Origin of the sequence: Bacteroides xylanisolvens XB1A, from assembly GCF_000210075.1 — a bacterium.
Classification (GTDB): domain Bacteria; phylum Bacteroidota; class Bacteroidia; order Bacteroidales; family Bacteroidaceae; genus Bacteroides; species Bacteroides xylanisolvens.
In genome coordinates this window covers 277,687-292,816 of record NC_021017.1, presented here as the reverse complement: position 1 = coordinate 292,816, position 15,130 = coordinate 277,687, and the positions used below count along the sequence as shown (strand labels likewise).

Here is a 15,130-nt window from a genome sequence, read left to right as displayed (position 1 = left end):
TTTTACATCGAATTAACAAGATTGAATATGGACGACTTTTTTACATTGGAGGAAAAAAAGGAGCTTTTTTCACTCTATCGACATTTATTGCAGTCCGCCGGAGACAGTATTTTCTGGAGAGATTGCCAAAAGTTAAAGAAACATCTTATCAAGGCGGCCCAATGTAACGGTCTGCAACGCAATAACTTCGGGATGAATCCCGTCATCAGAGATTTACAAACAGCAGTGATCGTTGCCGAGGAAATCGGTATGAAAGGTTCGTGCCTGATCGGGATCATGTTGCACGAAATCGTGAAAGGCCATGTATTGTCTATCGACGAGGTGAACGCCGAATATGGTGAAGACGTGGCAAGTATCATCAAGGGATTGGTGAAGACGAACGAGCTGTATGCCAAAAGCCCTGCCATCGAGTCGGAGAATTTCCGTAATCTGCTGCTGTCGTTTGCGGAGGATATGCGCGTAATCCTGATTATGATTGCCGACCGCGTGAACGTGATGCGCAAAATAAAGGATACAGGCAACGAGGAGGACCGGATCAAGGTAGCAAACGAAGCAGCATATCTGTATGCTCCGCTGGCTCACAAGCTGGGATTGTATAAGCTGAAATCGGAACTGGAGGATTTGTCTCTCAAATATACGCAGAAAGAGACATATTATTTCATCAAGGATAAGCTGAACGAAACAAAGGCTTCCCGCGACAAGTATATCGCCGCTTTTATCGAACCGATCCAAAAGAAGGTGGCGGAAGCGGGACTGAAGTTCGACATCAAGGGACGCACGAAGTCGATTCATTCGATATGGAACAAGATTCAGAAGCAAAAGACTCCTTTTGAGGGGATTTATGACTTGTTCGCCATCCGTATCATACTGGATTCGGAACCGGACCCGGCGAAGGAGAAGCAGGAGTGTTGGCAGGTGTATTCGATTGTGACGGATATGTACCAGCCGAACCCGAAGCGTCTGCGCGACTGGCTTTCAATACCGAAGAGTAATGGTTACGAGTCGTTGCACATCACCGTGATGGGCCCGGAAGGGAAATGGGTGGAAGTGCAGATACGTACCCGACGGATGGACGAGATCGCGGAACGCGGACTGGCTGCGCACTGGAGATATAAAGGTATCAAAGGAGAAACGGGCTTGGACGAGTGGTTGACTTCCGTGCGGGAGGCGTTGGAGAACGCGGACAACGACTCGATGAAGGTGATGGATCAGTTTAAGATGGATCTCTACGAGGATGAAGTGTTTGTCTTTACGCCCAAAGGGGATTTGTTCAAGCTGGCTAAAGGGGCTACGGTGCTTGATTTTGCTTTCCATATACATAGTAAGTTGGGATGCAAGTGTATCGGCGCGAAAGTGAACGGCAAGAATGTGCAGTTGAAGCAGAAGTTGAACAGCGGCGACCAGGTGGAGATCATGACTTCAAACACCCAGACTCCGAAACAGGACTGGCTGAACATCGTGACGACTTCCAAAGCACGCACCAAGATACGCCAGGCGCTCAAAGAGATGGTGGCACGCCAACATGCGTTTGCCAAAGAGACGCTGGAACGAAAATTCAAGAACCGCAAACTGGAGTATGATGAAGCGACCATGATGCGCCTCATCAAGCGTTTGGGATTCAAGAACGTGACGGAGTTTTATCAACGGATTGCCGATGGCGGACTGGATGTGAACGAGATTCTGGATAAATACATTGAGCAGCAAAAACGGGACAGCGATACGCACGATGAAATTGTTTATCGGAGTGCCGAAGGGTATAATTTGCAAACCGCGCAGGAGGAAACGACATCTAAAGAGGATGTACTGGTGATTGACCAGAATCTGAAAGGACTGGAGTTTAAACTGGCTAAATGTTGTAACCCGATTTATGGCGATGATGTGTTCGGGTTCGTAACGGTGAGCGGCGGTATCAAGATACACCGGTCGGATTGTCCGAACGCGAACCAGATGCGCGAACGTTTCGGCTACCGGATTGTGAAGGCTCGCTGGGCGGGCAAGTCGGAAGGTACGCAATATCCGATCACGCTGCGCGTTGTAGGACATGATGATATTGGTATCGTAACAAATATTACTTCGATCATCTCGAAAGAGAATGGTATCACGCTACGTTCTATCGGTATTGATTCGAACGATGGGTTATTCTCTGGCACACTGACGGTAATGGTGGGTGATACGGGGCGTTTGGAGGCTCTTATCAAGAAATTACGGACGGTGAAGGGAGTAAAACAGGTGAGCAGGAATTAAAGTTAAGACAGAAGAACAAAAGAACATATTTTTGGATACGTATGATGAAAATCAAAAAACAATCATCACTCCTGAAATATGTTCTTTTGTTCTTCTGTCTATTTTATCTTACCTTCTTCTTTATATAATAAGGATAAGTGACCAATACGAAGAACAGCAAAGCGATAGAAGCTACCATCTGTCCGGTATGGAGCATCTTGTCTGTATCCAATTCCATGTAGCACGCAGTAGCGATACCCAGGGAGATACCAACTTCGCTTGCCAACAAATGGGTAGTGTTGGCTGTTCCGCGTTGGCAATGATGGGATAGTTTCACAAATATCATCAGGAATTCCGGCATGGTTAAACCTAAACCCAATCCCAAGAGTACGGAAGAGATGCCTATCGAAAGGTCTGTGTTCAATAAGGACATGGCTACCATTTCCAACCCGATTCCTATAATGACCAAGCGCAGTGTCTTCTCTTTAAAAAAGAACAGGCGCGCGATGAACAGGGAGATAATGTATCCGAGGGTTGTGCCGACAAAGAACGGTACGGGGATTCCCACGTTTCCGAGTACGAAATCGTTTAGGAAAGGGTGTACCATTGGAATCAGTAAGCCCGGAACAAATGTTATCAGAATCAGGTTGATAGCGGGAACCCATCCACGAAGCAATAAGAAGCGGTCGAAGGAATAGAGTTTAGTGACAATCGGCGCACGGAAAGGTACATATACCCCCGATAGCATGAGAATTCCTACAGCTCCGGTTATGACAGATACAGTGAGCAGGTTTTGGAATGAGTGGCTTTGATAGAGCCACACTCCGAGGATAATCCCCAAAAGCATTCCCAGACGTGCCGTCCACGAGAAGCTGACATTTCCCGCGCTCCGCAGTGTGGAGTTGGTGATGTCGATAGCCAAGGTGATACCGGCAGTAGTGCCTATGCCAAAGGCCAGTCCTTGCACGGTACTCAACAGGATTAGTTCTGTGAAGTTCGTCACAAAGGCGTACCCAATCGTCGCCACTACCATCAGGGCAGCGGCAAACATACATACGTATTTACGTTTGTAGGCATCTACCAGGTAGGCATGGAAAGGACCGATAAGGAACATCCCCAAGGTGAAAAAAAGAAAGATTACTCCTGTCTGTGCGGCCGGCACTCCGAGACGGTCGGCCATCTCTACGGAAAGTACCGGAAATAACACATACAAGGATATAAACAACAGCAAATTAGCTACACATATCCGCATAAAATGAACTGTCCACAATTTAACTGCCATATACTATCTTAATATTGTTCCTTCTCGTTGGGGAAGTAGCAATTCTTCACGTCGGAAACGTAACGGCTGATGGCGTCGGTCATCACTGTGTACAAGTCAGCATAACGACGTAAGAAACGCGGACGGAATCCGTTGTTCATGCCAAGCATGTCCTGAATAACCAATACCTGACCGTCTACGTGGCCGCCGGCACCGATTCCGATGATAGGAATAGTGAGTTCGGAAGCTACACGCTCTGCAAGGGTAGCGGGGATTTTTTCGAGTACAATGGCAAAACAGCCTGCTTCTTCCAATAAATGGGCGTCGCGAATCAGTTTGTCGGCTTCGGCTTCGTCTTTGGCACGTACGGTATAGGTTCCGTATTTGTTAATGGATTGAGGCATGAGTCCCAAATGTCCCATCACAGGGATACCGGCGCATACGATACGTTTCACCGTGTCGATGATTTCTTCACCGCCTTCGAGCTTCAATGCGTCAGCGTGACTTTCTTTCATGATGCGGATAGCGGAAGCAAGGCCCTCCATCTCATTGCCCTGGTAAGATCCGAAAGGCATATCAACTACCACCATCGCCCGCTTTACACCACGTACTACGGATTTGGCATGATAAATCATTTGGTCGAGCGTGATAGGTAATGTAGTCACGTTACCTGCCATTACGTTAGAAGCGGAGTCGCCTACCAGGATTACGTCCATTCCCGCACCGTCTACAATCTGTGCCATTGTGTAATCATACGCAGTCAGCATAGATATTTTTTCGCCTCTCTGTTTCATTTCAACCAAGCGATGAGTAGTCACCTTTCTTGTGTCATCTGATATATAACCAGCCATGTCTTTTTAATTTATGATTTATGAATTATGATTTATGTCATTGATGTCTGCGCATTTGGACGCTTTCAAAAATTGCGGCAAAGTTATAACATTTAATTCATAACTGGGAAAGAAAAGCAAAAAATCCTTTCAAATGCTTCGCTTGGATAGTTGGAAGGCATTTGAAAGGATGGGTGGGTCTCACTATTTTTATTTATCTCGGTTATTTTTCTTATTTCATTTATTAATATAATATAAGTGAGGTAACTATTTAAAAATAATGCCGTTATTTATGGAGAGATATCATTTTTTCGTATGTCATGCCGGTGAAGTCGTCTATTATATAATGGGCTTTTCCGGTGATGGCTTCGCGTGAGTTGGTGGTGGCAAGTCCGATCACGGTTGCCCCGGAAGTCATGCCGGCTTGCAGGCCGTGGAAAGAATCCTCAAAGACGTAGGAGTTTTCGGGGGTGGCTTCAAAGATTTCCATTCCCAGCAGGAAACAGTCGGGAGCGGGTTTTGAACGGGCAAACATTTCTCCTGTCAGGATGCGGTCTACCATTCCTTTAAATTCGGGATGGGCATTGTAGACGTTGGCCATCTTCTCTTCGTTGGAGCTGGTGACTACGGCTATCTTTGCACCGTTCCGACGAAGATCGGCTATGAAGGCTTCTACTCCGGGGATGTATTCGTAGGACATCTTTTTCTCGTAAACATTGAGTTCAGCGCTTATTTCGAGCTGTGCTTCGGGTTTGTCCGCGAAATGCTTTTCATAGATTTGTAATAGCGTCTGTCCCTTGATACGGCGTCCGAAATCTTCTTCATTCAGATATTTCCGTCCTTGCTCGTCCCAAAAAACAGTGTACTGCGTTTCTGTATCCATGATGACACCGTCAAAGTCGAAGAGTGCTGCAATTGTTTTCGTTGTATTCATATTAAACTGGCTTTTTACCTAAAACGTTAAACCTTGTGTATCTATCGCCGCAAAGTTCCGAATAATCATCGAATCAGGCAAATAATTCGTACCTTTGCAAAGCTAAAAAAAACGTAACATACGTTTTTATCCAACAAAATCTACTGCCGCATGAGCAAGAACGACCCGCACATTTTAGGCAAAGAACGTATCGGCAAATTGCTGTTACAATATTCCATTCCTGCGATTATCGGAATGACGATTACTTCTATCTATAACATCATTGATAGTATCTTCATCGGACATGGCGTAGGACCGATGGCTATTGCCGGACTGGCTATCAGCTTCCCGCTGATGAATCTTGTTGTCGCTTTCTGTACACTGGTTTCGGCTGGTGGGTCTACCCTCGCCTCTATCCGTTTGGGACAGAAGGATATGAAAGGAGCTACGGAAATTTTGTCACATACGCTGATGCTTTGTATCACAAATTCTCTTTTCTTCGGTATTCTGTCTTTTATCTTCCTGGATGATATACTGACTTTTTTCGGAGCCAGCGCCGACACCCTTCCATATGCACGCAGCTTTATGCAGGTGATTTTGCTGGGAACTCCCATCACTTACACAATGATCGGGCTGAACAACGTGATGCGCGCTACCGGATACCCCAAAAAGGCTATGCTTACTTCAATGGTAACGGTGGTGGCTAACATCATCCTCGCTCCTATCTTTATCTTCCACTTCGAATGGGGAATGAGGGGTGCGGCTACGGCAACGGTTATCTCGCAGTTGATTGGTATGGTGTGGGTGGTGAGCCACTTCACCAAGAAAGACAGTACGGTGCATTTTGAAGGGAATATCTGGAAAATGAAACCGAGGATTGTAGAAAGTATCTTCGCCATCGGTATGTCTCCATTCCTGATGAATGTGTGTGCGTGTGCCATCGTGATTATCATCAATAACAGCCTGCAAAACTATGGGGGCGATATGGCTATCGGCGCGTATGGCATCATCAATCGGTTGCTGACGCTTTATGTAATGATTGTGTTGGGGCTGACTATGGGTATGCAGCCAATCGTAGGCTACAACTTCGGAGCACAAAAGATAGACCGGGTGAAACAAACGCTGCGACTGGGGATTATCTCAGGGGTAGTGATTACGAGCAGCGGGTTCGTGATTTGTGAGTTCTTCCCTCATGCCGTATCGGCTCTCTTCACCGATAGTGATGAATTGATTGATTTGGCGGTAGGCGGTATCCGGCTGACTGTGTTGATGTTCCCGTTTGTAGGGGCACAGATTGTAATCGGTAACTTCTTCCAAAGTATCGGCAAGGCTAAAATCAGTATTTTCCTTTCGCTGACGCGTCAGTTGCTTTATCTTTTGCCTTGCTTATTACTTTTCCCTAACTGGTGGGGATTGGAAGGAATTTGGATCAGTATGCCGGTATCGGATGCGCTGGCGTTTATTACAGCCGTTGTCAGTCTGATGATTTATATCAAGAAGGTTTCCAAACTGCATCCGGTAGTAGCAGAATAAGGCGGTGTCTGCCCTATTCTGCCATTTATTCTATTCGGCTTATTCTGCCTTAATGCTATTGACCGGATTCTCGTTCGCGATATGCCATGCTTTCAGAACAACACAGATTACAATCAGTAATTGGACGAACAAGGCCGTAGCAGCAAAAAGCAATGGATTCAAATCAATCTGCTCGGCAAATTGGTCGAGCCATGCCTGTCCTGCAAAATAAGAAACGGTAGTACCTACTAGGATAGAAATCACTGAAACGTATAAAATGTCACGTGTCAGTAATCCGAGGATATGAGATGCTTCGGCTCCATTCACTTTCCGGATAGCTATCTCTTTGCTCCGGCGCTGGGTTTCATCATTCACATAGCCAATCAATCCCATGATAACGATCAGTAGGATAAAGGCGGAAGTGATCCAGACGGAATTGCGGAAGCGGTATACGTCTTTATAGATATTTTTCACCATTTGATCTACCAGGATAAAACGCAAGGATATATTCGGATAGGTGTTTTCTACAAACTCGTTCAGACGTTTCAGATTCTCGTTATATGGTTCTTTCAAACGGACATCAAATGCATGGTTGGCATTTTCATCTCCAATCAGGACAATAGGAGATTGCGACCCATAAAAGCTGTTATTGCGAATGTCACGGAATACGCCTACAATCGTTCCTTGAATGTCATTCACTGTTTTACCTACTGCTCCGTCGGTCCATTTCATCAGACGCACCAGTTCTTCGTTTACTAATAAGTCGTTCTGCTTTTTCAGTGTAGTACCTTCTATAATCTTAATACCCATTACTTCAGGATAGTTGTAATGGCAGGAGTTGTAATTTAGGGTAGCAATCCGCTTACCGTCATTTCCCATCAGTCCGCGTGTCCAGTACTCGCCCAACACCCCATTCACGGCAACGGTCACTCCTTCTACCATCGGTTGGCGGTTCAAATCGTCTTTGATATGCTCCACCGATTCTTTAGGCAACCATGTCTGCGCTTGAGCTAATCCGGGCACGACGATACCCATATCACGGCTCATCAGATGACTGTACTGCAACAGAGTGACCAGCAACAATCCCAAGACGAAAGAAACTCCCGTAAACTGCACAAACAATAACGAACGTTTCCACCCTTTCTTCCCATCTGTATACCGGCGGAATACCTGCGTGACAGGGATACGGGAGAATAATCGTCCCGGTATGCCACCTGCCAGTATGAAGAGAACAAGGATAGTGAGCAACGGTACCCACAACGTTTCCCAAGTGAAAAGTGAGGAAAGACGGACGGAAAGTAAATCTTCAATCAGACCACGCGCATTGATTATCAGTAAGAAACTAAGCAATACGGAAAGAATGACAAGGATTCCCGTCTCTGCCATAAACATTCTGAAAATATGGGTGGAACTGGCTCCATTGCACTTATGTACTCCCACTCCTTTTGCACGACGGCTTAAAGTAGCAATGGATATCAGCATATAGTTCATGATAGCCACAAAGAAGATAGCAAAACCCAAAAATCCGTAAATGACCAAACGCTTTTGTACATCGGGAGAAGCCAGATGACGTTTCACCAATGGAAGGACGCTAAATTCAATTTTCCAGCCATCATACTCTAAATCTGTATATTTCCCGATCACCCGCTGAATGTCAGCATTCACTTTGTCAATGTCCGAAGCATGGCGCAAACGAAGGAAAGCGTAAAAGACATCATTTCCTCTCCAGCCGGCTCCTGCATGATACCCTCCATTCTGATGAACAGATATCACGAAATCATGGGTGAGCATCGTATTTTCCGGTACATCTTTGTAGATCCCACGTATGGTCAGTGTGTTTTGTTTTTCAACAGAAAGCACTTTACCAACAGGGCTTTCATCTCCAAACGTCTCACGGGCAAAATGCTCCGAAACAAAAACGCTTCCGGGCATAATCATATTCTTGGGATTGCCTTCCAACACCGGTATGCCGAAAGTCTGAAAGAAACAAGTATCCGCAAAGATGTAATCTGCATCGGGCAACAGTTTATCTTCATAATAAATATTGGCACTTCCCATCGAAAGGACACTACTGGCTACTTCTATTTCTTTCGGCATCTCTTCTGCCAAAGTAGGTGCCACCACATCGAAAACAGTATAGTCATAACCGATCTCTCCATCATCACCTGCGGTTTCGCCTGTACTAAGATTAGTCATCTGACAACGTACAAGTGCCAGGCGTTCCGCCTCCGGATAGCATTTCTCATAGCTTAGTTCGAAAGCTATCTGCGAGAAAAGCAGAACACCGATAGTAAGCCCTAAGGAAAGGGAAATGATTCGTATGATATTCGATCCGCGTTCACGCAATAAGGTAACGTATAGTATAATAGATTTGTCTCATGGTTGGTTCTCTGTTTATGCCTTTACACTTGCTACAATACTTCCATCGAATAAATGTACGGTACGATGTGCAAAACTGGCATCGTGCTGTGAGTGGGTCACCATGATAATGGTTGTCCCCTCTCTATTCAGTTCCGTCAACAGATTCATCACTTCCGCTCCGTTCTTTGAGTCAAGGTTACCTGTAGGCTCATCGGCAAGGATGAGTTGAGGATTGGTAACAACCGCGCGGGCTATCGCCACCCGTTGTTGTTGTCCGCCGGAAAGCTGTTGAGGAAAATGTTTAGCACGGTGGTTGATATTCATTCTTTTTAGAATGTCTTCCACCATTCGGCGGCGTTCGGAAGATTTAAGACCTAAATAAGTGAGCGGAAGTTCCACATTCTCATAGACGTTCAATTCGTCTATCAGATTAAAGCTCTGGAATACAAAGCCCAGTTTACCTTTACGGACACGGGTACGCTCCTTTTCTTTCAGACCGGCTACTTCTTCTCCCATCAACAGATAAGAGCCTTCAGTGGGGTTATCTAATAGGCCGAGGATGTTTAATAAGGTGGATTTCCCACAACCAGACGGTCCCATGATAGCAACAAATTCTCCTTCTTTTACTTCAAGGTTTACATGATTTAATGCGACCGTCTCCACTTCGGTAGTACGGAATACTTTACTAATATTTTCAATCTGTATCATCTTGTTTATTTATGATGTTGTTCTACATAGATTTATTTCCAGTTTTACTATTGACGTTTTTAGTCATGCAGAAAGTATGCCAAACAAGAATGGCTATTCATTTTCAATCATTTATCTTTTCCTAGTTTCCCAAGCATTGTCTAATAATTAGACGGTCCTGTCTGATTATTAGACAAATCGATACTGTTCCATATCTCCCATTTATTGTTCAAAGAGTCCTATTTGCCTGTTAGCCGATTGTCCATCCAAATAGAAAACTTTATCTTTGCATTTAGTTTTCTAGACTATAAACAAAATAATTATGATGAGAAAGAATGTATATGTATTCTTATCGTGCTTTTTACTTTCCGGATGCGGCATGATAGATTACCATCCATATGACGTCCGTATCAGCGGCGAAACAGAGGTCAACGCACATAATATCGAAAGAATAGAAGCAAACTGCCAGGGTAAAACGACCATACGCTTTGTGACTATGGGCGACTCACAACGATGGTACGATGAAACGGAAGATTTCGTGAAAGAGATTAATAAACGGAATGATATCGACTTCGTTATTCACGGAGGCGATATGAGTGACTTCGGACTAACCAAAGAGTTTCTCTGGCAAAGGGATATCATGAACGGACTTAACGTGCCTTATGTAGTCCTTATCGGCAACCATGATTGTTTGGGGACGGGAGCAGAAACATACAAGGCAGTATTCGGTCCCACTAACTTCTCTTTTATTGCAGGCAACGTCAAATTTATCTGTCTGAACACCAATGCATTGGAGTATGACTACTCTGAACCGGTGCCGAACTTCACCTTTATGGAACAAGAGTTAACGAACAGACAGGACGAATTCAAAAAAACAGTCATTAGTATGCACGCACGCCCCTACACAGATGTATTCAATGATAATGTGGCAAAAGTATTCCAACATTATGTCAAACAATACCCGGGAATACAGTTTTGTACAGCTGCCCACACACATCACTTTCAGGATGACGTGATTTTTGATGATGGAATACATTATGTTACCAGTGATTGCATGGATCTCCGTACTTATCTGGTATTTACAATAACCCCGGAAAAATATGAATATGAACTGGTTAAATACTAACTATATCTTGCGCGCAGGAGTATTATCCGTACTTCTGTTACTTCCCGGTCTGATTTCAGCTACTTGTAAAGCAGATACAATCATCAACTCGTACAAGGCTGATTCACTCCGTTTCATTATCAAAGATGATTCAATTATCACTTTTCGCACAGGAGATTCTATATTTACGATCATCAGAGCGGACTCTGTATTGCCGGTTACACCGAAGCAGGTGAAACACAGTCGTTACGATAACCGGATTCACCGTTTCCGCAGTCACTGGGAACGGATTATCCCGACGCACTCCAAAATACAGTATGCCGGAAACATGGGATTACTTTCTTTCGGTACGGGATGGGATTACGGGAAACATAATCAGTGGGAAACGGATATATTGCTCGGATTTATACCGAAATATTCGTCAAAGAAGGCCAAAGTAACCATGACGCTCAAGCAGAACTATATGCCCTGGAGCATTAATATCGGAAAGGGCTTCTCTACGGAACCTCTTACCTGCGGGCTTTATGTGAATACCGTGTTTGGCGACCAGTTTTGGGTGAATGAGCCGGAACGTTATCCGAAAGGTTACTATGGTTTCTCCAGCAAAGTACGTTTTCATGTTTTCATGGGACAACGGTTGACATACGATATTGATCCGCAACGTAGATTTTTAGCCAAGTCGGTGACTTTTTTCTATGAAATAAGTACGTGCGACCTGTATGTTATCAGTGCAGTAAACAATAGCTATCTCCGTCCCCGTGATTATCTTAGTTTATCATTCGGATTGAAGTTCCAGTGGTTATAAAAGAATTTATGATTTATGAATTATGATTTATAACTCACTTTTTCGTAAGTTTGCGCTTTACAAACTTAAACGAAAATGAGTAAATCAGGAACAATCATCATTGTAGACGATAATAAAGGAGTATTGACTGCCGTACAAATCCTTCTGAAAAGTTATTTTTCCAAGATTGTCACACTCTCCTCTCCTGTCACCCTGTCCAGTGTCATAAGGGAAGAAACACCGGAAGTAATTTTGTTGGATATGAATTTCACATCAGGCATCAACACCGGTAATGAGGGTTTATTCTGGTTGCATGAAATAAAGAAAGTACGTCCGGAACTTCCGGTCGTACTTTTTACGGCTTATGCCGACATCGAACTGGCTATCCGGGGGATTAAAGAAGGAGCAACCGACTTTATCGTCAAGCCTTGGGATAACCAAAAACTGGTGGAAACCCTGCAAACCGCAGCAGCTTCTACGCACAACGACAAGAAAACGGGCAGCAAAGAAGAAACCACCCACTCACCTATGTACTGGGGAGAAAGCAAAGTGATGCAGCAACTCCACTCATTGATTGAAAAGGTAGCCATTACCGACGCCAATATCCTGATAACAGGCGAAAACGGAACGGGGAAAGAAATGCTGGCACGGGAGATTCATCTCCTTTCCAACCGCAAATACAAAGAAATGATTGCAGTGGATATGGGGACTATCACAGAGTCTTTATTTGAAAGTGAGCTTTTCGGACACGTTAAAGGTTCTTTCACCGACGCACACACCGACCGGACCGGCAAATTTGAGGCTGCCGATAATAGTACGCTGTTTCTCGATGAAATAGGCAACCTGCCTTACCACCTGCAAGCAAAGCTACTGACCGTCCTCCAACGACGAAGCATTGTGAGAGTGGGAAGCAACACGCCGATTCCCATTCATATCCGACTGATATGCGCAACCAACCGGAATCTGCAAGAGATGGTAGTGAAAGGTGAATTCCGGGAAGATTTGCTCTATCGCATCAATACCATTCATGTAGAGATTCCTCCTTTGCGGGAACGGAAAGAAGATATTATTCCATTGGCCGAAAGGTTCATGGTACGCTTTTGCAAACAATATGACAAGACATTGATGAAGTTCACTCCCGACGCTAAAGATAAATTGAAAGCACACCTTTGGTATGGTAATATCCGTGAACTGGAACACGTGATTGAAAAGGCCGTTATCATCAATGACAGTCCGCTCGTTCCCGCCGAATTGTTCCAATTATCCATTCCACGGACGGAGAGTCAGGAGAAAAGTATTTCTACGCTGGAAGAGATGGAAATGCAGATGATACGGAAAGCGCTCGACACTTGTGCAGGAAACTTATCGGCAGTAGCCGCCCAACTGGGAATAACCAGGCAAACTCTTTATAACAAGATGAAAAAGTTCGGATTATGACAGTGCAGCTTCAACAAGTAGGTGTTCAATATTGGTTCAGAGTCTTGCTGACGGTACTTTTCTGTATATCGTCCGTGTGGTTCGGTATACATCAATCATACAGCTGGTTAGGAGTCAGTCTTTGTTTATTGGTTCTTAGCATACTTTGGCAAATCCGCCTTTATCGCCTCCACACCAAACAGGTGCTTTTTATGATTGATGCGCTCGAGAATAATGATAATACATTTCATTTTACCGAAGAAAACGGTACTCCCGAAAGCAAAGAAATAAACCGGGCACTCAACCGCGTGGGACATATCTTATATAGCGTGAAAGCTGAAACAGCCCAGCAAGAGAAATACTACGAACTGATTCTCGACTTTGTCAGTACAGGATTAGTAGTGCTCAATGACAATGGAGCCGTTTATCAGAAGAACAAAGAAGCACTCCGTATTTTAGGGCTGAATGTGTTTACACATATCCGCCAGTTAAGTCAAGTGGATGCGCAGCTTATGGAGAAAATAGAGAACTGTCGCCCGGGGGACAAACTACAAGTCATATTTCACAATGAACGGGGAACGATTAACTTATCCATCCGTGTGTCGGAAATCAATGTACGCAAAGAGCATCTGCGCATCCTTGCCCTGAATGATATCAATACCGAACTGGATGAAAAAGAAATAGATTCATGGATCCGGCTGACACGGGTACTGACACATGAGATCATGAACTCTGTGACTCCCATCACTTCCCTTTGCGATACGCTTCTTTCAATATCAGCGAATAAAGACGAAGAAATAAATCACGGATTGCAAACAATCAGTACGACCGGAAAAGGGTTGCTTGCCTTTGTAGAATCATACCGGCAATTCACACGTATACCGACACCGGAACCCTCCTTGTTCTATGTGAAAGCATTCATAGAAAGAATGGTTGAACTTGCCTGTCATCAGCATCCATGTGAGCATATCCGTTTCCACACAGAGATTACTCCTGCGGACTTAATCGTATATGCAGATGAGAATCTTATTTCACAGGTAGTTATCAATCTTTTGAAGAACGCAATTCAAGCAATCGGCAATCAGCCGGATGGGAGAATTGAGTTGAAGGCGTCCTGCAATGACATGGAAGAAATATGGATTGAGATAAAGAACAATGGCCCCGAAATCCCAGCGGAAATAGCAGAACATATCTTCATTCCTTTCTTTACGACCAAAGAAGGCGGTAGCGGAATCGGACTTAGTATCTCCCGCCAAATCATGCGCCTTTCGGGAGGAAGCCTTACGTTACTACGAGAGAAAGAGACAACGTTTATTTTAAAATTCAAATAACGATTGATATATGATACCTACACTAGTCAATAATCCGCTATTCCGTGGAATCACTCCGGAAAGACTTCTTGCCGATCTGGAAGAGATCAGTTTTCATACACGTTCTTATAAGAAAGGAGAAATCCTGGCGCGACAGGGAGATGTGTGCAACCGTCTTGTCATCCTGACCAAAGGAAGTGTGCGTGGGGAAATGATTGACTATTCGGGACGTCTTATCAAGGTGGAAGATATAACTGCTCCCAAAGCGATTGCCCCCCTGTTCCTGTTTGGTGAGCAGAACCGCTATCCGGTGGAGGTAACTGCCAATGAACCGACAGAGGTGATCGAGCTTCCTAAACCAAGTGTTTTGAGTTTGTTCCGCAAGAACGAGCAGTTTTTGGAAAACTATATGAATCTCTCCGCCAATTATGCACGGACTTTATCAGATAAACTTTTCTTCATGTCATTCAAGACCATTCGTCAGAAACTTGCCTCCTACCTGCTCCGCCTGTACAAACAGCAACAACAGACACATATCACCCTCGACCGTTCGCAACAGGAGTTGAGTGATTACTTCGGAGTGTCCCGCCCTTCCCTCGCCCGCGAACTGGCACACATGCAGGAAGACGGACTATTGATAGCGGATCGTAAACATATCACTATCTTACAGAAAGAAGAACTGGTCCGGCTCATCCAATAATGCTCCGATTTAAAAATCATTTATCTAA

General features: G+C 44.6%; 11 protein-coding genes and 1 pseudogene. 7 read left to right on the top strand and 5 right to left on the bottom strand.

The genetic code is table 11. The features are described 5' to 3' along the window. Positions 1-27 precede the first annotated feature (27 nt). A complete protein-coding gene (locus BXY_RS01220; RefSeq protein ID WP_004316962.1) occupies positions 28-2,244 on the top strand; it encodes a RelA/SpoT family protein in 2,217 nt (738 codons plus the stop codon). Between the two features lie 103 nt (positions 2,245-2,347). Here BXY_RS01220 and BXY_RS01215 read toward each other — a convergent pair whose 3' ends face one another. From BXY_RS01215 to BXY_RS01205, 3 genes are all read right to left on the bottom strand, one after another. Next, on the bottom strand, positions 2,348-3,505 hold the full coding sequence (locus BXY_RS01215) for an MFS transporter (protein WP_004316963.1): 1,158 nt from the start codon (positions 3,503-3,505) through the stop codon (positions 2,348-2,350). An 8-nt stretch (positions 3,506-3,513) separates the two neighbouring features. After that, the gene (gene panB / locus BXY_RS01210; RefSeq protein ID WP_004316964.1) at positions 3,514-4,335 is read right to left on the bottom strand and encodes a 3-methyl-2-oxobutanoate hydroxymethyltransferase; all 822 of its coding nucleotides are present in this window, start codon (positions 4,333-4,335) and stop codon (positions 3,514-3,516) included. A gap of 265 nt (positions 4,336-4,600) precedes the next feature. Continuing rightward, positions 4,601-5,248, bottom strand: coding sequence for an HAD family hydrolase (locus tag BXY_RS01205; protein ID WP_004316965.1), 648 nt, complete (start codon positions 5,246-5,248; stop codon positions 4,601-4,603). A 150-nt stretch (positions 5,249-5,398) separates the two neighbouring features. Between BXY_RS01205 and BXY_RS01200 the strand changes: the two genes are divergently transcribed. Next, positions 5,399-6,760 carry an MATE family efflux transporter gene (locus tag BXY_RS01200; protein ID WP_015531022.1) on the top strand — a complete coding sequence of 454 codons (1,362 nt, stop codon included), beginning with the start codon at positions 5,399-5,401 and terminating at the stop codon, positions 6,758-6,760. A gap of 39 nt (positions 6,761-6,799) precedes the next feature. Here BXY_RS01200 and BXY_RS01195 read toward each other — a convergent pair. Together BXY_RS01195 and BXY_RS01190 are read right to left on the bottom strand one after the other, a co-directional pair. Continuing rightward, positions 6,800-9,119, bottom strand: a pseudogene (locus tag BXY_RS01195) (ABC transporter permease). A 14-nt stretch (positions 9,120-9,133) separates the two neighbouring features. After that, positions 9,134-9,808 carry an ABC transporter ATP-binding protein gene (locus tag BXY_RS01190; protein ID WP_004316968.1) on the bottom strand — a complete coding sequence of 225 codons (675 nt, stop codon included), beginning with the start codon at positions 9,806-9,808 and terminating at the stop codon, positions 9,134-9,136. Between the two features lie 301 nt (positions 9,809-10,109). On the opposite strand from BXY_RS01190, the gene BXY_RS01185 reads away from it, so the two are divergent. From BXY_RS01185 to BXY_RS01165, 5 genes are all read left to right on the top strand, one after another. Beyond that, positions 10,110-10,913: a metallophosphoesterase family protein gene (locus tag BXY_RS01185; RefSeq protein ID WP_015531021.1), complete on the top strand. Its 804-nt coding sequence runs from the start codon at positions 10,110-10,112 to the stop codon at positions 10,911-10,913. After that, positions 10,894-11,697: a hypothetical protein gene (locus tag BXY_RS01180; RefSeq protein ID WP_074909294.1), complete on the top strand. Its 804-nt coding sequence runs from the start codon at positions 10,894-10,896 to the stop codon at positions 11,695-11,697. The genes BXY_RS01185 and BXY_RS01180 overlap by 20 nt, the downstream gene beginning before the upstream one ends. Positions 11,698-11,772: 75 nt before the next feature. Continuing rightward, the gene (locus tag BXY_RS01175; protein ID WP_015531019.1) at positions 11,773-13,113 is read left to right on the top strand and encodes a sigma-54-dependent transcriptional regulator; all 1,341 of its coding nucleotides are present in this window, start codon (positions 11,773-11,775) and stop codon (positions 13,111-13,113) included. Next, positions 13,110-14,423 (top strand): sensor histidine kinase, encoded by a 1,314-nt coding sequence (locus tag BXY_RS01170; protein ID WP_008022633.1) that lies wholly within the window; start codon positions 13,110-13,112, stop codon positions 14,421-14,423. The genes BXY_RS01175 and BXY_RS01170 overlap by 4 nt, the downstream gene beginning before the upstream one ends. Before the next feature lie 10 nt (positions 14,424-14,433). Then, positions 14,434-15,102, top strand: coding sequence for a Crp/Fnr family transcriptional regulator (locus BXY_RS01165; protein WP_008022634.1), 669 nt, complete (start codon positions 14,434-14,436; stop codon positions 15,100-15,102). The last annotated feature ends 28 nt before the right edge of the window (positions 15,103-15,130 follow it).